Origin of the sequence: Streptomyces sp. NPDC048484, assembly GCF_040651415.1 — a bacterium.
Classification (GTDB): domain Bacteria; phylum Actinomycetota; class Actinomycetes; order Streptomycetales; family Streptomycetaceae; genus Streptomyces.
The window spans coordinates 1-16,953 of the sequence record NZ_JBEZJY010000091.1; the positions used below are offsets into that span (position 1 = coordinate 1).

Consider the following 16,953-nt stretch of genomic DNA (forward strand, 5'->3'; position numbering starts at 1 on the left):
GGAAGGAAACCTTCCCGCACCGGGACCACCGCCGTGCGCGGCTATGCCGGGCGTACTGCTTAGGGTGTCCTGGCGTTCACCCACTGGGGGCGTGGTCCTGGACGAACTCGGCGAAGGTGCGGGGTGGGCGGCCGGTCAGGTCCAGCACCGAGGTGCTGGCCTGGCCGCCCCGACCGGTTTGGATGTCGGCGTCGACGGCGGCGAGGGCGGTCGCGAAGGCGTCGGGCATGCCGGACTCACGGTAGGTGTCGGCTTGCTCGGCGACCCCTACGGGCACGACCCGGATCGGTCGGCCGGTGTGGCTGCTGATGGTCTATTCCACGGCTTTTCGCGGCCCAAGGATCAAGGGGTGACTGGATCGGCCGGTTCCTTTTCACCGTTGGACGGCGAACCCTTGGGTTCGGGACGGGAGTTGATGAGTCAGAACACCGCGATCGTGCCCACGGCGATCAGGACGCTGGAGCAGGTGGCGGCCACCGCCGTGCCGTGCACCAGAGCCTTCGCCGTGTAGTCCGCAGACATGTGCCCGATGGGCTGGGCCGTGACGTAGGACGCGATCGCGCTGGCCGAGATGGTGTTGGCGAGTGCCAGACCCACGGAACCTCCCACCTGCGGTGACGGTGGTCGGCCGACCGCTTCGCAGCTCGGCGAAGGGCCCGAACCTCAGTGCTTGTGCGGCCCGTCCCTGTGGACCGGACCGTGCGACTCCTCGCAGTGCGACACCTCGTGGCTCGCGCCGCCGGACAGCGCCACCTGCAGCACCGGGTTGGGGGCGTGGTCGACCTGGAGCGTGGTGTGGGTGATGCCGTAGTCGTGCTGGAGGAGTCCTTCCAGATCGCGGCGCACGGCGTGGCAGCCCCCGCCCGGTTCGACAAGGACGTGGGCGGACAGTGCGGACTCGCCGGAGGTGATCTGCCAGACGTGCAGGTCATGGACCTCGACGACGCTCGGCTGGACGACGAGCTGGTCGCCCAGCGCGTCCGGGTCGACGTCCGCGGGGGCAGCCTCCAGGAAGACGCGCCCCGACTCGTGCAGCAGCCCGTACCCGGACTTGAACATGAGGGCGACAACCACGAGTGTGGCAACGGCGTCGGCGCGGGCGAACCCGGTCAGGACGACGATCAACCCGGCAATCGCCGTGCCGATGAAGGCGAACAGATCGTTGAGGATGTGCTGGTAGGCGCCCTCGATGTTGAGCGAGGACCGGTTGGCCTTGGAGATGCACCAGGCAGCGGCGATGTTCACCACGATCCCGGCGAGCGCGGTGACGAGCACCAGGCCGCCCTCGACCTCCGGCGGGTCGATCAGGCGGCGTACGCCCTCGTACGCCAGCCAGGCGCCGAGCAGCAGCAGGGTCAGGCCGTTGGCCTGCGCGGAGAGGATCTCCGCCCGCTTGAGCCCGTAGGTGAAGCCGCCGCGGGCCGGGCGGGCGGACAGCCGCATGGCGATCAGCGCGAGCACGATGGAGACGGCGTCGGTCAGCATGTGCGCCGCGTCGGAGATCAGGGCGAGGGACTGGGCGATGATGCCGACGACGACCTCACCCGCCAGGAACGTGGTGATCAGGGCGAGCGCGATCCCCAGCCAGCGCCGGTCGGCGTCCGCCAAGACGCTGTGGGAGTGCCCCGCCTGCCCGCCTCCTCCGTGCTCAGGTCCTGGGCCGTGCTCGTGACGGTGATCGCTCATGCGGTACGCCTTCCCCCTCGCGACGGATGTCTCAACCGCAGTGAAACGCACGCATAGGCAGATCACCAAAGGCTGCATCGGTGACCGTTGTCATCTCGGTTAACAGGCCTGTGACCTGCGCAAACTTCCCGAATGGCGAAAGCGCCCGAGGTGGCGGCGTCACGAGTTCCACCCTGTCGTGAACCGGTGGGCGGGGTGGTCGGTACGCTTCCAGGACGCACGGACCACACTGTTGCGTACCCCGTCATCTGCCGCCCCGTCCGCTCCCGCGACGGACTCCCTGAAGGCCCCGACCTGATGCGAACGCACTCTCTGCGAGAACCCGGCTCGCCGGCCTCCGGTGGGCTGCGCGGGTTGCGGGCCGGGGTCCTGGCGGTGTTGTGCGTGTTGCTGCCGCTGGCCGGGCACGTGCTGTCGCAGGGGCACGCGCCCCGGTGGATCATCGTGGCCACGGTGGCTGCGGTCGCCGTCCCCGGTGCGGCGGCCCTGACGCGGCACCGACTGACCGATACCCAGCTGCTGAGCGTGCTCGCGGTCGCGCAGTTCGCTTACCACGTCGCCTACTCGCTGCCGGGAGCCTGTGCGGCGGTGACCGGTCAGGGCGGCGCCTTCGGTGGCTCGTCCTGGCTGGTGGAACACGGCGCGGTCGCCGGACCACCGCCCGGCGTGCTGCTGGCCGGGCACCTGGTCACGCTGCTGCTCGCCGCCCGTCTGCTGGGCATCACGGAGCGTCTGCTGTGGCAGAGCAGGCCGCTGCTGGCCGCCATGGGACGTCTGCTGCTGTTCATCTGGCCGCTCTTCAACGGTCGTCACGGTAGCGGGCCGCGGATCGCGTTCACTGAGAGCGCCGCGCCGTTGATGTCGGCGCTCCTGGTGCGGCTGCACGAGGGCAGGGCGCCCCCGCGCGCCGGGCACAGTCCGTTCGCCCGTTTCCGGCCGACGCCGATCGGCGCTCCCTGCATGCCCTGACGGGTATGACGCGCGGACCGCCCGGCGGGCCGGTGTCTCCCACCCCGGCGGCCAGGCCGCCGGGGGATACAGAGAGTCCCGCGTCATGAACGTCACCGACCGGCGTGCCGTCCGCACGGCGGCACGCACCCTCGTCGTACCCGCCGCGCTGGCAGCCCTGGCCAGCTCCGCCCCGACCGCCGCGGCCCACACCGAACTCGACACCAGCAGCCCGGGCGCGAACACAGCGCTCGCCGGACTGCCTCCGCGCATCACGCTGACCTTCAGCGACACGATGACCGAGAAGTACGCCAAGGTCGCCGTCACCGCCCCCGGCGGCGAGACTGCGGCCACGGGCGGAGCCCAGGTTGCGGGCAAGACGGTCACGCTCGCCCTCGACACCGCCTCGCCTGCCGGTCGCTACACCGTCGGGTACCGGGTCGTGTCCGCCGACGGCCACCCTGTCTCGGGCTCGTACACCTTCACCGTCAAGGAGACCGACAGCCCCGGTCCGTCAGCACCCGCGACGCACGCGGCCGATACGCCGGCGCGGAAGCCCGCCTCGGACAAGGCCAACGGGAAGCATTCGGACACGGACGTCACCCTGCTGATGGGCGCTGGTGTGCTCGCCGTCGCCGTTGCGGGCTCAGGCGCGTACGCGGCACGGCGGAGGCGGGCCGGTCATGGCCGCTGAGATCCCCAAGACCAGGCGGCTTCCACGGCTGCCCCTCCTACTGGCCGCATCGGTCGGTGTCGCCGTCGCGGTGACGGCCACCGCCGTGTGGGCCGGTGGCGGCGCCGCGGTGGAGATCCCCGGCATTGCGGATGCCGGGGCGATGACCGCCTGGGGCCTGCCCGTTGCCCGTACGGTCGCGGACGCGGCCGCCGCGGCCACGGCCGGCGCACTGCTCCTGGTGGTCGTCCTGCTGCCGGGCGGCAAGAGGCTCAGCCCAACGCAACTGCGCTATCTCAACTGGGCGGCGGCCGCAGCGCTGCTGTGGGCCGCCGCGTCCGCCGCCGCCCTGGTGTTCACGCTCTCGGACCTGTTCGCCCAGCCCGTCGCAGAGATCATCTCCCCAGCCGTACTGGCGGACTTCGTCACGACAGACGCCCAGGGACGCTCGTACGCACTGATGGTTGCTGCCGCCGGCCTGATCGCGACGCTGTGCGTGGGCATCGGCACGGCGCGCTGGGCCCGCCTCGTGCTCCTGGTCGCGCTCGCCGGGCTGCTGCCGCCGGTCTTCACCGGGCACTCGTCCGCGGCGGGCAACCACGACGCCGCGGTCACCAGCCTCGCTCTGCATCTGGTCGGCGTGGCGGTGTGGGTCGGGGGGCTGGTCTTCGTTCTCGTGGTCGCCGCGCGAGGCGAGGACCGGGCGGCGGATGCCGCCCGGCGCTTCAGTCCGCTCGCCGGGTGGGCGCTGCTCGCGGTGGCGGCCAGCGGGATCGTCAACGCCGTGGTCCGGCTGCCGGCCGTGGGTGACGTGTTCACCAGCCGGTACGGGCTGATGGTGCTCGGGAAGGCGGTGGCGCTCGCCCTGCTGGGCGGCATCGGCCGGTGGCACCGCCGCCGCACCCTGCCCGCCCTGAAGGACGGCCGACGGCTGGCGTTCGTCCGGCTGGCGGCCGGTGAACTCCTGCTCATGGCAGCAGCGATGGGGCTTGCCGTGGGCCTGTCGCGGACGCCGGCGCCCGGTGCCGACGACGCGTCGCTCTCGTCTGCCGAGGAATTGCTGGGCTTCCCCATGCCTCCGCCGCTCGGCGACTTCCCGTGGACGCCGCTGTTCACGCAGTGGCACTTCGACCCGCTGTTCGCGTTCGGCACCTCGGCCGCCGCCCTGCTGTACCTGGCAGGCGTACGGAAACTGCGTGCCCGGGGCGACAGGTGGCCCGTCGGGCGGACGATCTCGTGGCTGCTGGGCCTGGCGGTGACCGTCCTGGCGACCATGAGCGGGCTCGCGGTCTACGGCAAGGTGCTGTTCAGCGTGCACATGAGCCAGCACATGATCCTCGCGATGACGGTGCCGATCCTGCTCGTGCTGGGCGCCCCCGCCACGCTCGCCCTGCGGGCGCTGCCCGCTGCCCCGAAGGGGGAACCTGACGGGCCGCGGGAGATGCTGATGAAGCTCCTGCACAGCCGGTACGTCAAGGTGATCTCGCATCCGGTGGTGGCGAGCGTGCTGTTCATCGCGAGCGCCTTCGTCGTCTACTACAGCTCACTCTTCGAAACCCTGATGCGCAGCCACCTCGGGCACATGTTCATGCTGGTGCATTTCCTGGCCGTCGGGCTGCTGTTCTTCTGGGTCGTCATCGGCATCGATCCCGGTCCGCGGCGCCCGCCCCATCTGGGCCGGCTGTTCGCGCTGATCCTGACGATGCCGTTCCACTCGTGGTTCAGCATCTCGCTGATGAGCTCGACCGCACTGATCGGCGAGGGCTGGTGGTCAGCGCTCGACCGCCCCTGGGTCGAGTACGCGATGGACGACCAGTACAACGCCGGAGCCATCGCCTGGGCCACCGGCGACATCCCCGTCCTCATCACCACGATCATCCTGTCCATCCAGTGGGTCCGCTCCGACCAGCGCGAAGCCCGCCGAGTCGACCGGAAGATCGACCGCGGCGACGGCAACGACCCACTGGCCGCATACAACGCCTACCTGGCGAGTCTGCACGCCCGCGACCGGCGTCCCGCCAACTCCCACCCCACTGAGGAATCATGAAGAAGCACCTGTTCATCGCCGCGGTGATCGTGGCCGCCTTCGCCGCCGCCCTCGGCGCCTTCCTGCTGGTCTCCCCGGACGACCGGGACAGCGGCGGCCTCGGCGTACAACCGGCCGCCGAAGCGATGCCCGTACGGGACTCCAGCCATCGCCTCTCCGAGCCGAAGCGCAGCGAACTGACCGTCGCGGAGTTCCTGGACTTCGAGTGCGAGGCGTGCGGAGCGATGTACCCGGTCGTGGAGCGGCTCCGTGAGGAGTACGGGGACCGGGTCACGTTCGTCGCCCGCTACTTCCCCATGCCCGGCCACCGCAACGGCGAGCTCGCTGCCCGCACCGCCGAGGCAGCCGCCCGGCAGGGCCGGTTCGAGGACATGTATTCCAAGCTCTTCACCACGCAGAAGGAGTGGGGCGAGGCGTCGGAGTCGAAACAGGACGTCTTCCGCGGCTACGCCAAGCAGCTCGGCTTGGACATGAAGAAGTTCGACGCCGCACTTGCCGACCCGGAGGTGGCCGGGCGCGTCCAGGACGACCAACGCGACGGCCTCGGCCTCGGCGCCCAGGGCACCCCGACGTTCTTCGTCGACGGAGAAATGGTGGCCACCCCCGGCTCGTACGAGGCGTTCAAAGCCCTGATCGAAGCCCGGCTGTCCGACTGACAAGGCCCGGAGGCCACCTTCATGCAGTACCTCATCGACCAGGCACGCGTCTTCCCGGCCCGCCTGGCAGTCCACGGCGTGGACCTCGGCGGCCCTACTGACGGCCGCCCCCGTGCCATGTTCGTCGCGTGCTCGGATGCCCGCGTCGTGCCCTCTCTGCTCACCGGCAGTCGGCCCGGCGACCTCTTCGAACTGCGCGTCCACGGCGGGCAGATCCCCCGCAGTGACACCCACGCCCCGTTGGGGAAACCCGCACGATCGAGTACGCCGTCGAGGAGCTCAAGGTCTCGGACGTCATCGTGTGCGGGCACTCTCGGTGCGACATCGCCCGTGACTCCGTACGCGAGGGAGCGGGCGAGGCACTGCCGGTGAACGACATGTCGTGGCAGGGCGATCCGGCCCTCGCACTGGCCGGAGACGACACGGCAGCCGGACAGTGGCACACCCTGGCCCAGCTCGACGCTCTCAGCGGCTACCCGTCCGTCATCCCCCGGCTGGTCGACCGGTCGCTGCGTTTGCACGCATGGTTCTACGACGTCGACACCGGTGCCGTACCCCAGTACCACCCCCGCTCCAGCTCCTTCCTCCTGCTGTGAATCCCCCTGCCCCGACGTGGACGACAAGGTGACCGCCGTGACCCTCGACAAAGCACTCGCCTACGACGAACGCCTGACTGCGCCCAAATCCTGGTGGGTCATCGCCGCCCTCTTCGGCATCTCCATGGCCCTGATCTTCCTGCCGTACGGCGGAATCGCGGCCCTGATCGCCCTGGTGGTGGGCACCTGCATCGCGAGTTCCTACGTCAGCACGCAAGGCTCTCTGCGGATCCGCATCACCCGCGAGCTGCTGGTCGCCGGGGACGCCCGTATCCCGCTGACCGCGCTTGGGGAAGCTCAGGTCCTGGAAGGAGAAGAGGCGAGGGCCTGGCGCACGTACAAGGCTGACATGCGCGCTCACCTGGTGATGCGCAGTTACGTCACCACCGCCGTGCGCGTCGAGATCATCGACCCCGAAGACCCCACCCCCTACATCTACCTCTCCACCCGCACGCCCGACCGGCTCGCAGAGGCGATCCGCGCTGCGGCCTGATCGACGGTACTGAGCGGGGGACTGACGGGAGACGCACCGCGTGATCACGTGACCGGGCACGACGTGCGTGCCGGAGCAAGCCGGGCCGGCCGTGAAGGAGCGTGCGCGCGGCGATCGTTCACGAGTTTCGCGTCCAGCGGGCCGATCGGAGAACCTCCGGAGGCTGGACGGTAGGGTCCGGATGCGGCCGAACGGGTCCCGGATTCATCCGATGTGGTGATCGTGACAACGGAAGATGCCCGTACGGATGTCCGCCCCGAGGCCCGTACGGATCCCGGCGGCGCAGGGATTTCACCGTCGCTCCGATGTGCGGAGCCGCGTGGGGAACCGCCGCCTTGACAAGAACTTTATGTATTCGGTTGATTACTCTTTGTATTCATGCGGGCTGGCTCGATCTCTCGAAGCAGCTGCTCCGTGGCACGGACCGGAGCGGCACTGGTGGTGTTGCTGGCCGCGCTCATCCATGCTCTGGCCTGCGCACACGGCCCGACAGCCAGCGCGGCAGGACGTGCCGACTCCCTGCTGCTGACGTCCGCCGCCACCTCCGGGCAGGCCCCTGAGCAGCCGCAGCCGCAGCCGCAGACGAAAGCCGGGCAGACGGTTCCGGCACACCACAACGGTGTGCACTGCTGGGGCTTGGACGAGCCGACGGCTCAGCCCCCGCGCGATCTCGCCCTGGACGTCCCCACGGTCCATGTCGCCCCGCTCGCCGAACACCTCGGCACCCAGCTGCCACCCGCATCTCCGGCCCTGCACCCCTCACCCTCCACGCCCGGCGTGCCTTCCGCCGGTCAGACGCGGTCCCGCCTCGGCGTGTGGCGGACCTGATCGGCCGCGCCGCCGCGCCCTTGCACACGATCCGGCGCGGCAGCCGATCACCTCCGCCTCTTCCCCCGACATACGGCAGGCTCCCGACAGCGGCGCCGGCCGCAGGAGAAGCACGCCATGAACCACCCCGCCCGCACCACCGTCCCCGCCCGCATCACCGCCCCCGCCCAGCTGCTGGCCGACACCAAACGCCCGCTGCACACTCCCGCCGGCCTGGTCGGCGACACCCCCGTCCTGTGGATCGGCGAACCCTTCACCGCTGCCGGACGCGGCTTTTGGGCCAAGCTCGAAGGCCACAACCCCGGCGGCATCAAGGACCGCACCGCCCTGCACATGGTCCGTGCCGCCCGGGAACGGGGGCAGCTGCTGCCCGGCGCGAGGATCGTCGAATCCACCTCCGGCACCCTCGGTCTCGGCCTCGCTCTCGCCGGAGCCACCTACGGCCACCCGGTCACAGTCGTCACAGACCCAGGCATCGAACCCCTGATCACCGGCCTGCTCACCGCGTACGGCGCCGAGGTCGACCTCGTCGACACCCCGCACCCCATCGGGGGCTGGCAGCAGGCCCGCCGCCACCGTGTCGAGGAGCTCCTCGCAATCCATCCCGACGCCTGGTGCCCCGACCAGTACCACAACCCCGACAACGTGGCCGCCTACGCCCCGCTCGCCCAGGAACTCGTCGCCCAGCTCGGCCGCATCGACACCCTCGTCGTCTCCGTCGGCACCGGCGGCCACTCCGCCGGCATCGCCTCCGTGCTGCGCGGCTTCTTCCCACAGCTGCGGGTCGTGGGCGTGGACACCACCGGCTCGACCATCTTCGGCCAGCCCGCCGCCCCGCGCTTGATGCGTGGCCTGGGCAGCAGCATCTACCCCCGCAACGTTGCCTACGACCTGTTCGACGAGGTCCACTGGGTCGCTGCGCCAGAAGCGGTGTGGGCGGCACGTCGCCTGGCCCGCCACCACTACGCCACCGGCGGCTGGAGCGTCGGCGCCGTCGCCCTGGCCGCCCGGTGGCTGACCCGCACCCTGCCTGCCGAGGACCGCATCGTCGCCGTATTCCCAGACGGCCCGCAACGCTATGTCGGCACGGTCTTCGACGACGTCTGGTGCCACGGACACCGCCTCCTCGGCCATCTACCCGCCGACGACCCGGACGAGATCGCCCACGCCGCCGAGCGGGTCGTCACCCGCTGGACCCGCTGCACCCGCATCACCGACCCCCTCGCCGCCACCGGTGAGCAGCACGCCGTCGAGCACGCCCTAGCGGGAGCCGCCCGGTGAAGACCCTTTGGAAGCAGACCCGCTCCTTCCCGCCCGCCGTCCGGCTGTTGATGGCCAACCAGTTCGCCATCAACCTCGCCTTCTACATGCTCATGCCCTACCTCGCCGCCCACCTGGCCGGTGGGCTCGGCCTGGCGGCCTGGGCGGTGGGGCTCGTCCTGGGCGTGCGCAACTTCTCCCAGCAGGGCATGTTCCTCATCGGCGGCACCCTCGCCGACCGCTACGGCTACAAGGCCCCGATCATGGCGGGCTGCCTGCTGCGCACCATCGGGTTCGGCCTGCTCGGCTGGGTCGACAACCTGCCTGCCCTGATCGCCGCCTCGGCGGCGACCGGCTTCGCGGGCGCCTTGTTCAATCCCGCCGTACGCGCCTACTTGGCCGCCGGGGCGGGCGAGCGGCGCGTGGACGCATTCGCCACCTTCAACGTCTACTACCAGGCCGGCATGCTGCTCGGTCCGCTCGTCGGACTGGCGCTGCTGGCCGCCGACTTCCGCCTCGTCTGTACGGTCGCCGCCGCGATCTTCGCCGCGCTGACCGTCATGCAGTGGCGGGCACTGCCCGAACGCCGCTCCAGTGCCACCACGTCGACGCCGAGCGGTGTACTGGCCCAGTGGCGCACGGTCGTGACCAACCGGCCCTTCCTCCTCTTCGCCGTCGCGATGATCGGCTCGTACGTCCTGACCTTCCAGGTCTACTTGGCCCTGCCCCTCGCCGCGGCGGATGCCCTGGGCTCGAAGGGCGCTTGGGCCACCAGCGGGCTGTTTGTCGTCTCAGCAGCGGTCGCCGTCGTCGGGCAACTGCGGCTGACGGGCTGGGCGAAGCAACGCTGGAGCCCGGCTGCGGCACTGGTGCGAGGGCTGGCAGTGATGGGCCTCGCCTTCGTGCCCCTCGCCCTCACCCCATCCGGCACCACAGCCACCGTCCTCGCCGCCCTGGTGGCCGCGGCGGCGCTGCTCGCGGTCGGCAGCGCGGTGGTCTACCCGTTCGAGATGGACACCGTCGTCACGCTCTCCGGCAATCACCTCGTCGCCACGCACTACGGCCTCTACAACACCATCTCCGGCGTCGGCATCACCCTCGGCAACCTCGCCACCGGCGCCCTCTGGGACTTCGCCGTCCGCCAGGACATCCTCTGGCTGACCTGGTCCGTCCTGGCCGCCACCGGGCTCACCTGCGCGGCATCGGTCGCTGTCCTCGCCCGCAGCGGGCGGCTGGCAGTGAAGGAAGAACCGCAGCTCGTTCCCGCCCAGCTATAAGCCGGTGCACGCGCACGACGAAGGGGGGGGCCAGCGGCGGCCAGTTTCGGGCAGCGCACCGACGGAGTTCCGTTCTTCGTCAGCCGGGTACCGGTTCTGGCCGGTGGCTTCCTGCTCTTCAGAAACATGGCGCAGGCCGCAGGCCGCCGGGCACCGCGAACCACGAGGAACACTTGGCCCCTGAGCGGGCTCCAAGGTGGTACGGGAACCGGTCGCGCCGGCCCCGACCACCGCGCGAGGGCGAGCGTGGCGGTGCTGAGAAGGAGATCCCGGCCGGCAGCATGGTGATGAGCGCAACGGCCACGGTGGGCCGGCCGCCATCGTCTGCGAGCCGAGCCTGTGGAGGCCGGGCCCGGCACCCGCGTCCACGCCGCGTCCTTCGCCCGCCTTGGGGGCCGTTCGGGTGCAGGGGACCGGAGCGGTGCGGACACCACGTTCGGCGTGTGATCTCCCTGGTGGAGCAGGCGGGGAGCCGGCGCTTCCCGGTGCGGCGGATCGCCAGCGGCTTCTTCGCCTGCTACCGGAATGTCAGATGCCCACGGTGAAGCCCGCGGTCCAGGACTGCATCTGACTGATGAGACGGCTCCACACTCCCGTCACCATCAGCAGCCCCATCGCGATCATCATGCCGCCGCCGACGCGCATCACCCACTGGTAGTGGCCCTTGACCCAGGCGAAGACGCCGAGCGCCTTGCGGAAGGCCAGGCCCGCGACCAGGAAGGGAAGTCCCAGACCCGTGCAGTACGCGACCGTCAGTACGGCCCCGCGGCCGGCACTCGCCTCACTGAACGCCAGCGCCTGCACCGCGGCAAGAGTGGGACCGATGCACGGGGTCCAGCCCAGGCCGAACAACACACCCAGCATCGGCGCACCGGCCAGGCCGACCGCCGGGCGCCGGTGCAGTCGCCACTCGCGCCGGATTCCCGGCAGTACGCCCATGAACGACAGGCCCATCACGATGGTCAGCGCGCCGAGGATACGGATGAGCGGTTCCTGGTACTCCAGCAGTGTGTTGCCGGCGTAGCCGAACGCGGCCCCGAACGACACGAACACCGCCGTGAACCCGGCCAGGAACAGCAGCGTGCCCGCCAGGATGCGCCCGCGCCGGGCCTCGGCCAGATCCGCGCCGCTGACCCCGGTGACGTACGACAGGTAACCGGGCACGAGCGGCAGCACGCACGGGGAGAAGAAGGAGACGGTGCCGGCGAGCGCCGCGATCGGCAGCGCCAGCAGGAGGGAGCCGCTCACGACGGTGGCGTCGAGTCCGGCGGCCAGAAGCATCACTCAGTCTCCTTGTGTCCGCGTGGGTTGACAGGGCCGTCACCGAGGCAGGAACGCACCGGGGTCCGGATGGAAGGTCGTCCCCACCGAGCCGTTGTTCACCTCGTAGAACCAGGCGTGCAGTGTCAGCGTGCGGTCCTCCCGGCGCGGCGCGATGTGTCTGCGCGACAGCCTGGCATGGCCGATTCGCGGCCGTGCGGCCGGGTCGAGTTCCCGCAGCGGACCCGCATGCCTCGGCGGCACACAGTCGTTGCCATCAGCGGCGGTGAACCGAGCGGAGCGCGGTGACAGCAGGGCGCGGAGGTCCGTGGGATCGGCCGCTCTCTCGTGCTGGCTGGCCGCGGCACTGACCGCTCTGTTCGTGTGCGTGAGTTCGGTTGAGCACCACGACGCGACGCAGGCACCCATGGTGCAGATCACCACCGCCGCCTCGATCAAGGCGAGCGCGTTGCCTCACGGTTCCATGACCGCCACGCCGGAGGGCTGTCCGGCGGGCGAGACCTGCTGTGCCTCGGCGACGCACCATGTCGAGGCCGTCGTCTCCACACCGCCCCAGCTAGACCCGGTAGTCCTTGCCGAGTCGCTCTGCGCACCGAGGCCGACCGGCCCTCTCGTCGCGGCGACACCGCCACCGACCTCCTGGAACCGGACGCCGGCGCGTGCTGCGGGTGACCATCGGCACGCCGCGACTTCAGTCAACAGCGGTGGCCCGGCTCACCCTGGCCAACAATTGAACCTCAACAACCAAGATCAGCCGTTAAATTGACACACTCCCTGACAACTCCAAGATCCCCGGCAGAGTCAAGCTCATGGGGCCGGACACATCTTCGGACTGATGGGCACTCGGGCGCGGAGGCCAGGGGCTTCACGATCGGGGAGAAGCTGGATGGGGTGCCGTTTGTGAGAGCGCCAGCTGCCTGGGGTGGCACAGCGGAGGTGGCGGTATCGCGTGTTCGGCGAGCGGCCGGCGGTCAGGTCCGAAAGTGCTGGGCGGTGTCACGCAGTGCGGTCGCGAATTGGTGGGTGTGGTGGGCGAGGGTGAAGAGCGCGGGGGTGACTCGTACGCAGTCGCCCTTGGCGGGGCCGCCTCTGCGGACGGTCAGGATGCGGTGGTGGTCGAAGAGGTACCGGGCGATGGTGGTGTTCTCGGCCTCGGTGGTGTGTCCCCTCAGGCGGAATGAGGTGATTGCGCCGCATGAGGCGGGATCGTCGGGGGTGAGGATGTCGAGGTTGGTGATGTCTTTGACCTGGTGAACCCAGCTGTCGCGCAGGTAACGCAGCCGGGCCTGCTTAACGGCGCCGCCAAGGGCTTGATGGAAGTCCAGAGCGGCGGGGACCGTGAGGACGGCGGCGGCGTCGAGGGTTCCGGAGTGGACGCGAGAGCGGATGTCGTCGGCAGGGTAGGTCTCGTCGGCAAAGGCGCGGTCGATGTCGTGGAGTCGGCCCTTGCGGATGTAGAGGAAGCCTGTGCCCAGAGGGGCGCCCATCCATTTATGCAGGGAGCAGATGGCGAAGTCGGCGCCGAGGTCGGTGAGGTTGAAGTCGAGCTGCCCCCAGGAGTGGGCCGCGTCCGCGATGACGTCGACACCCCGGTCTCGGGCGGCGGCGGCAATCTGGCGGATTGGCAGAGCTAGGCCGGTGACGTTGTTGGCGTGGGTGAGGAGCAGCAGTTTGACTCGTGGATGCTGGTCCAGGGCCCGAGTGTAGGTGTCGATGACGGCCTGCGCGGTGGCCGGTTCGGGGATGGCGATCCGTACGACATTGACGCCTCTACGGTCCTTCAGCCAGTTCATGGCATAGCGGGCGCTGTGGTAGTCGAGGTCGGCGTACATGACTGCGTCGCCGGGGCGGAGGAGCCGGTAGCCGCCAATGAGGTTTTGCAGAGCTTCGGTGCCGCCTCTGGTGAAGGCGATTTCTTCCTTGTCGACGCCTGCGAGGGTTGCGATGCGTTCTCTTACCTGGTCGGCTTCCGCTTTGTAGGTGGTGCGCAGGAGGTAGGAGCTGAGGGCGTTGAGACGGTCGGCGTTGCGGCGGTAGGCGTACCGGACCGAGGTGGGGGTGATCCCGTAGTAGCCGTTCTCGAGGTTGGTGAACTGTCCGCTGACCCGGTACTGGCGGGCGACCTCGCGCCAGAAGCGTTCGTCCCGGGCGAGCTGGTGAGGGCCGCGGCCTGCTGGGGCAGCCACCGGATCGAGTGGTGTTGACGGCGCTGGGCTGACCGGTGCGGCGGTGGCGGCCGCGCCGAGTCCGGCGACCACGCGGCGCCGGGAAAGGGGCATGGAACCTCCATTCCAGGGCTGCTCGGCCCCGGGGGCCCGGAGGCGTTCGGCCGGGTCCGACCTTAACAGGCACCTTACGTACACGGATGCGTGCGGTGAGTGATGTGTCGGTGTGGGTGAGAGCCCAGCGGCCGGTGGTCTGGGGTGCGTTGGTGCTGCCCGTGGCCCGGCGCCCCGTGGTCCGCGCCGACTTGGGGGTGAACCGAACTCGACCACCGGCACGAGCATGGGGTACCCGCCAGGGTGTGGGGATGAATCGGTTTATCTCCGCTCTCGCGGAGAGCTGGATCTGGACTTTCTTCGGTGTTTTCGCCGAATTGGGGCTACGGGGACTGACCTGCGAAAACGCAGTCTTCCAGGCGCTCGTCCCGCGAATCTGTGGGACGTATGTGGGATCTTGCGATCCCTGGGAACCTTGGGACTCGGGTGCCTCACAGCAGCCCGGACGTAGCTTCTCAAGCCATCTTCACACCCTCGAAGCCCCTCACGGAAACAATCCTGCCCCGGCTCGGCGTTGATGATCTCCGAACCGAGGAGGGGAAGGTGTCGGGGTGCCAGTCAGAACGCTGTCACCAGCCGCAAACGGTGGTGATCTTGCGCGGGCGTCACCCCTGTGGGCGAGTCCGGGGCCGTACGGCTGCCGCAGCGACTGCGGAGGAGCTCCACACCATCGCCTTCGAGGTCGGTGCAGTACGTCGCGCGTCCGGTCAGGAAGCACGCCCTGCGGATGTGAGTCAGTGCCGTTCCGGAGCGAACTCCAGCACCTGCGTGAGCCGGATGTTGTTGCCCGACGGGTCCCGGAACGATGTGTCGATCCCGTACGGTTGCACCGTTGGCGGGTCGTTGAACTCGACACCACGGGCGGACAGCTCGTCGTACGCGGCCTTGCAGTCGTCGGTCTCCAGGAACAGCGTGCCGCCCGCGCCCTTGGCCACCAGATCCGACAGCTGGGCGCTGCTCGCCTCGTCCAGCATCGGCTGCCCCGGTACCGGCATCAGCACCAGCGCCGGACCGTCCCCGCCGGGCGGGGCGACGCACAGCCACCGGAAGCTCCATGCCTCCATCGTCACGTCCGCCCGGACTTCCCAGCCGAGCTTCTGGGTGTAGAAGTCAAGCGCTTCGTCCTGGTCGTGCACCCAGAACTGCGCATTGGCGATCTTAATCCTTGTCATGGCCGCTCCCTGGTCGGTTGCCTGCATTCGACGCTAGGCAGCCGGCACCCCTGTGTCTTCTCGAAACGTGCGGTTCCGCGGCCGTCCATAAGCCATCGCCACACAGCGGGGGATGCGCACATGCCGGGCGGCGGGAGGGTGCGCATCCCGGTACACCTGCGGGGTCATCCCGTACATCCTGCGGAAACTCGTCGTGAACGAACCGATGCTCCGCACACCGACGGCGACGCCGATCGCGGCCACCGTCCAGTCAGTCGCAAGCAGCAGGGCGGCGGCCCGCTCCAGGCGTCGGGTCAGCAAGTATTGGTGCGGCGACTCCCCGAACGCGGTCTTGAAGCAGCGGCTGAAGTGGGCCGGGGACAACGCGGCGGCCGCGGCCATGTCGGCCACGGTGAGTGCCTCGGAGTAGCGGGCGTCCGCGAGGTCCCTGGCGCGGAGCACATGACGAGCGATCGGAGCAGTGGCCACGGACCCCATTGTGCATTCACCGGGACCCGCCGCCCCTTTCACCGTCCTCATGTCCATGACGATCGCGACGCCAGTGTCCCCATGGCCCATTACGTGACGTTCGGGGTGGAGAATCGCATGACCGTCGACAACTGACCTCATCCCACGTCACGGACATGTGTCTATGAATCGTCGCAGTTCAGAGCCGGTACACGAGCTCCTGGGTCGGTAATGTCGAGTATAAGCGAGGCACTGACGCAGGCGTCATCAACCAGGGACTGTTCTATCTGTCCTGGCTGATGGATCACCGTGCCGAGTTCGGGCACCTGGTCCGCGACCGGCTTGGGGCGACGGCCGCGGCCCAGGTGCTGTGGAGCGAGCCCAGGCTGGTCTGCGTGGCCGGCGACTCCACCCGCTACGACGCGCACGCCGTACGGGAGCACCGGCGCAGCATCGACCTGGTCCGCTACCGCTACTTCGGCACCGAGCACCTCGGCCTGGAGACGGCGGCTTCGGTCACCGGCCTGGCAGCAGTTCCCGGAGCAACCCGCCGCCGCACGCCGGCGATGGCGCGGGCGCGCACGGCGGACGGCGCGATGGGTGAACTGGCTGCGGCCGTCGACGAGGTCTTGCTCGGCCGGGACGGCATCGCCCGGGTGCAGCGCAAGCAGTGCCGGGCCTACCAGCGGCTGCGGAACTTCGCCTGTGTCTGCCTGCCATGGGTGGGAGTCGTCGCCGAGGCCCAGCAGGTGCGCTGCCCGCTCGGTGCTGGGCCGTCCCGGTGGGGTAGGGCTTGGCTCGGGAGTGTCGGCCCACCCCGGGTGGCCTCGCCCGGCATCTCGGGGGCGGGTGATGCTGTAGGGGGAGAACCAGTAGGCGAGGGAGCCCCAGCTGCCTTCGGGCTCCGGGACCGTATCGGCTTCCTCGTCCGCTGTCTCCTCGGCGGAGGCAGGCGGTTGGGCGGCCGGCCGTCATCAGCAGTCCGGCCTCGAGCGGCCGCAGGTATTCGTCGAGCTCGCCGTCGGGTGGTCCGACGTAGATCTCGGCCTCTTCGGTGTAAGCGCCGAAGGGGCCATCTGACGTGATGCCCATCTGCCGTCCGTCCTGCTGTACGTCCTGAGGCGGCGGACAGTCTCGCAGTCGGCAGCATGGGCCGCGCCCGTACGGCAGGAGTCCACCCGTACGGGACGGGGCCTGGGAACTTTCTCGGCGGTGGCCCAGGGTCATTGCGTGAAGGCGGTCGGTCCGGTTCGCCGGTCTCGTGTGTGACGTGGCGTCATGTCCCAGCTTGGTGCGAGAAGAGCCCGGGA

At 69.8% G+C, this 16,953-nt stretch carries 18 protein-coding genes and 1 pseudogene; 11 read left to right on the forward strand and 8 right to left on the reverse strand.

Annotated elements, in window-relative coordinates; all coding sequences use genetic code 11:
* Nucleotides 1-76: 76 nt before the first annotated feature.
* From AB0D14_RS43400 to AB0D14_RS43410, 3 genes are all read right to left on the reverse strand, one after another.
* Entirely contained in the window at nucleotides 77-277 is a 201-nt protein-coding gene (locus tag AB0D14_RS43400; protein WP_362790610.1) for a hypothetical protein, read from the reverse strand.
* Between the two features lie 143 nt (nucleotides 278-420).
* Nucleotides 421-597 (reverse strand): hypothetical protein, encoded by a 177-nt coding sequence (locus tag AB0D14_RS43405; protein WP_362790613.1) that lies wholly within the window; start codon nucleotides 595-597, stop codon nucleotides 421-423.
* Nucleotides 598-663: 66 nt separating this feature from the next.
* On the reverse strand, nucleotides 664-1,686 hold the full coding sequence (locus tag AB0D14_RS43410; RefSeq protein WP_362790616.1) for a cation diffusion facilitator family transporter: 1,023 nt from the start codon (nucleotides 1,684-1,686) through the stop codon (nucleotides 664-666).
* A gap of 297 nt (nucleotides 1,687-1,983) precedes the next feature.
* Here AB0D14_RS43410 and AB0D14_RS43415 point away from each other — a divergent pair, with 297 nt between their 5' ends.
* The 10 genes from AB0D14_RS43415 to AB0D14_RS43460 all read left to right on the forward strand — a co-directional run bounded on the left by AB0D14_RS43415 (nucleotide 1,984) and on the right by AB0D14_RS43460 (nucleotide 10,464).
* Nucleotides 1,984-2,655: a hypothetical protein gene (locus AB0D14_RS43415; protein ID WP_362790618.1), complete on the forward strand. Its 672-nt coding sequence runs from the start codon at nucleotides 1,984-1,986 to the stop codon at nucleotides 2,653-2,655.
* Between the two features lie 85 nt (nucleotides 2,656-2,740).
* Nucleotides 2,741-3,328: a copper resistance CopC family protein gene (locus AB0D14_RS43420; protein WP_362790621.1), complete on the forward strand. Its 588-nt coding sequence runs from the start codon at nucleotides 2,741-2,743 to the stop codon at nucleotides 3,326-3,328.
* The gene (locus AB0D14_RS43425; protein WP_362790624.1) at nucleotides 3,318-5,354 is read left to right on the forward strand and encodes a cytochrome c oxidase assembly protein; all 2,037 of its coding nucleotides are present in this window, start codon (nucleotides 3,318-3,320) and stop codon (nucleotides 5,352-5,354) included. The genes AB0D14_RS43420 and AB0D14_RS43425 overlap by 11 nt, the downstream gene beginning before the upstream one ends.
* Nucleotides 5,351-6,010, forward strand: coding sequence for a thioredoxin domain-containing protein (locus AB0D14_RS43430; protein WP_362790626.1), 660 nt, complete (start codon nucleotides 5,351-5,353; stop codon nucleotides 6,008-6,010). Before AB0D14_RS43425 ends, AB0D14_RS43430 begins: the two co-directional genes overlap by 4 nt.
* Nucleotides 6,011-6,127: 117 nt before the next feature.
* The gene (locus tag AB0D14_RS43435) at nucleotides 6,128-6,382 is read left to right on the forward strand and encodes a carbonic anhydrase (protein ID WP_362790654.1); all 255 of its coding nucleotides are present in this window, start codon (nucleotides 6,128-6,130) and stop codon (nucleotides 6,380-6,382) included.
* A complete protein-coding gene (locus tag AB0D14_RS43440; RefSeq protein WP_362790629.1) occupies nucleotides 6,310-6,606 on the forward strand; it encodes a hypothetical protein in 297 nt (98 codons plus the stop codon). Before AB0D14_RS43435 ends, AB0D14_RS43440 begins: the two co-directional genes overlap by 73 nt.
* 16 nt (nucleotides 6,607-6,622) lie before the next feature.
* Nucleotides 6,623-7,099: a DUF3093 domain-containing protein gene (locus AB0D14_RS43445; RefSeq protein ID WP_362790632.1), complete on the forward strand. Its 477-nt coding sequence runs from the start codon at nucleotides 6,623-6,625 to the stop codon at nucleotides 7,097-7,099.
* Nucleotides 7,100-7,513: 414 nt separating this feature from the next.
* Nucleotides 7,514-7,927: a hypothetical protein gene (locus tag AB0D14_RS43450; protein WP_362790633.1), complete on the forward strand. Its 414-nt coding sequence runs from the start codon at nucleotides 7,514-7,516 to the stop codon at nucleotides 7,925-7,927.
* Between the two features lie 117 nt (nucleotides 7,928-8,044).
* On the forward strand, nucleotides 8,045-9,208 hold the full coding sequence (locus AB0D14_RS43455) for a PLP-dependent cysteine synthase family protein (protein ID WP_362790636.1): 1,164 nt from the start codon (nucleotides 8,045-8,047) through the stop codon (nucleotides 9,206-9,208).
* Nucleotides 9,205-10,464 (forward strand): MFS transporter, encoded by a 1,260-nt coding sequence (locus AB0D14_RS43460; RefSeq protein WP_362790638.1) that lies wholly within the window; start codon nucleotides 9,205-9,207, stop codon nucleotides 10,462-10,464. Before AB0D14_RS43455 ends, AB0D14_RS43460 begins: the two co-directional genes overlap by 4 nt.
* 528 nt (nucleotides 10,465-10,992) lie before the next feature.
* Here AB0D14_RS43460 and AB0D14_RS43465 read toward each other — a convergent pair.
* The 5 genes from AB0D14_RS43465 to AB0D14_RS43485 all read right to left on the reverse strand — a co-directional run bounded on the left by AB0D14_RS43465 (nucleotide 10,993) and on the right by AB0D14_RS43485 (nucleotide 15,664).
* Nucleotides 10,993-11,745 carry a cytochrome c biogenesis protein CcdA gene (locus tag AB0D14_RS43465; RefSeq protein ID WP_362790641.1) on the reverse strand — a complete coding sequence of 251 codons (753 nt, stop codon included), beginning with the start codon at nucleotides 11,743-11,745 and terminating at the stop codon, nucleotides 10,993-10,995.
* Between the two features lie 39 nt (nucleotides 11,746-11,784).
* A complete protein-coding gene (locus AB0D14_RS43470) occupies nucleotides 11,785-12,183 on the reverse strand; it encodes a hypothetical protein (protein ID WP_362790642.1) in 399 nt (132 codons plus the stop codon).
* Between the two features lie 533 nt (nucleotides 12,184-12,716).
* Complete coding sequence (locus tag AB0D14_RS43475) at nucleotides 12,717-14,024, reverse strand: aminotransferase class V-fold PLP-dependent enzyme (protein WP_362790645.1); 1,308 nt, start codon at nucleotides 14,022-14,024, stop codon at nucleotides 12,717-12,719.
* Nucleotides 14,025-14,758: 734 nt separating this feature from the next.
* Nucleotides 14,759-15,196: a VOC family protein gene (locus AB0D14_RS43480; protein ID WP_362790648.1), complete on the reverse strand. Its 438-nt coding sequence runs from the start codon at nucleotides 15,194-15,196 to the stop codon at nucleotides 14,759-14,761.
* Between the two features lie 33 nt (nucleotides 15,197-15,229).
* Complete coding sequence (locus AB0D14_RS43485) at nucleotides 15,230-15,664, reverse strand: AraC family transcriptional regulator (protein ID WP_362790651.1); 435 nt, start codon at nucleotides 15,662-15,664, stop codon at nucleotides 15,230-15,232.
* 212 nt (nucleotides 15,665-15,876) lie between these two features.
* On the opposite strand from AB0D14_RS43485, the pseudogene AB0D14_RS43490 reads away from it, so the two are divergent.
* Nucleotides 15,877-16,362: pseudogene (locus AB0D14_RS43490) on the forward strand (transporter); the annotation flags it as partial.
* Between the last annotated feature and the right edge of the window lie 591 nt (nucleotides 16,363-16,953).

What these genes read in the sequence shown, in the direction of transcription:
- AB0D14_RS43410 (WP_362790616.1), bottom strand. Translation starts at nt 1,686, where the DNA reads ATGAGCGATCACCGTCACGAGCACGGCCCAGGACCTGAGCACGGAGGA.
- AB0D14_RS43415 (WP_362790618.1), top strand. Translation starts at nt 1,984, where the DNA reads ATGCGAACGCACTCTCTGCGAGAACCCGGCTCGCCGGCCTCCGGTGGG.
- AB0D14_RS43420 (WP_362790621.1), top strand. Translation starts at nt 2,741, where the DNA reads ATGAACGTCACCGACCGGCGTGCCGTCCGCACGGCGGCACGCACCCTC.
- AB0D14_RS43425 (WP_362790624.1), top strand. Translation starts at nt 3,318, where the DNA reads ATGGCCGCTGAGATCCCCAAGACCAGGCGGCTTCCACGGCTGCCCCTC.
- AB0D14_RS43430 (WP_362790626.1), top strand. Translation starts at nt 5,351, where the DNA reads ATGAAGAAGCACCTGTTCATCGCCGCGGTGATCGTGGCCGCCTTCGCC.
- AB0D14_RS43435 (WP_362790654.1), top strand. Translation starts at nt 6,128, where the DNA reads ATGTTCGTCGCGTGCTCGGATGCCCGCGTCGTGCCCTCTCTGCTCACC.
- AB0D14_RS43455 (WP_362790636.1), top strand. Translation starts at nt 8,045, where the DNA reads ATGAACCACCCCGCCCGCACCACCGTCCCCGCCCGCATCACCGCCCCC.
- AB0D14_RS43465 (WP_362790641.1), bottom strand. Translation starts at nt 11,745, where the DNA reads ATGCTTCTGGCCGCCGGACTCGACGCCACCGTCGTGAGCGGCTCCCTC.
- AB0D14_RS43475 (WP_362790645.1), bottom strand. Translation starts at nt 14,024, where the DNA reads ATGCCCCTTTCCCGGCGCCGCGTGGTCGCCGGACTCGGCGCGGCCGCC.
- AB0D14_RS43480 (WP_362790648.1), bottom strand. Translation starts at nt 15,196, where the DNA reads ATGACAAGGATTAAGATCGCCAATGCGCAGTTCTGGGTGCACGACCAG.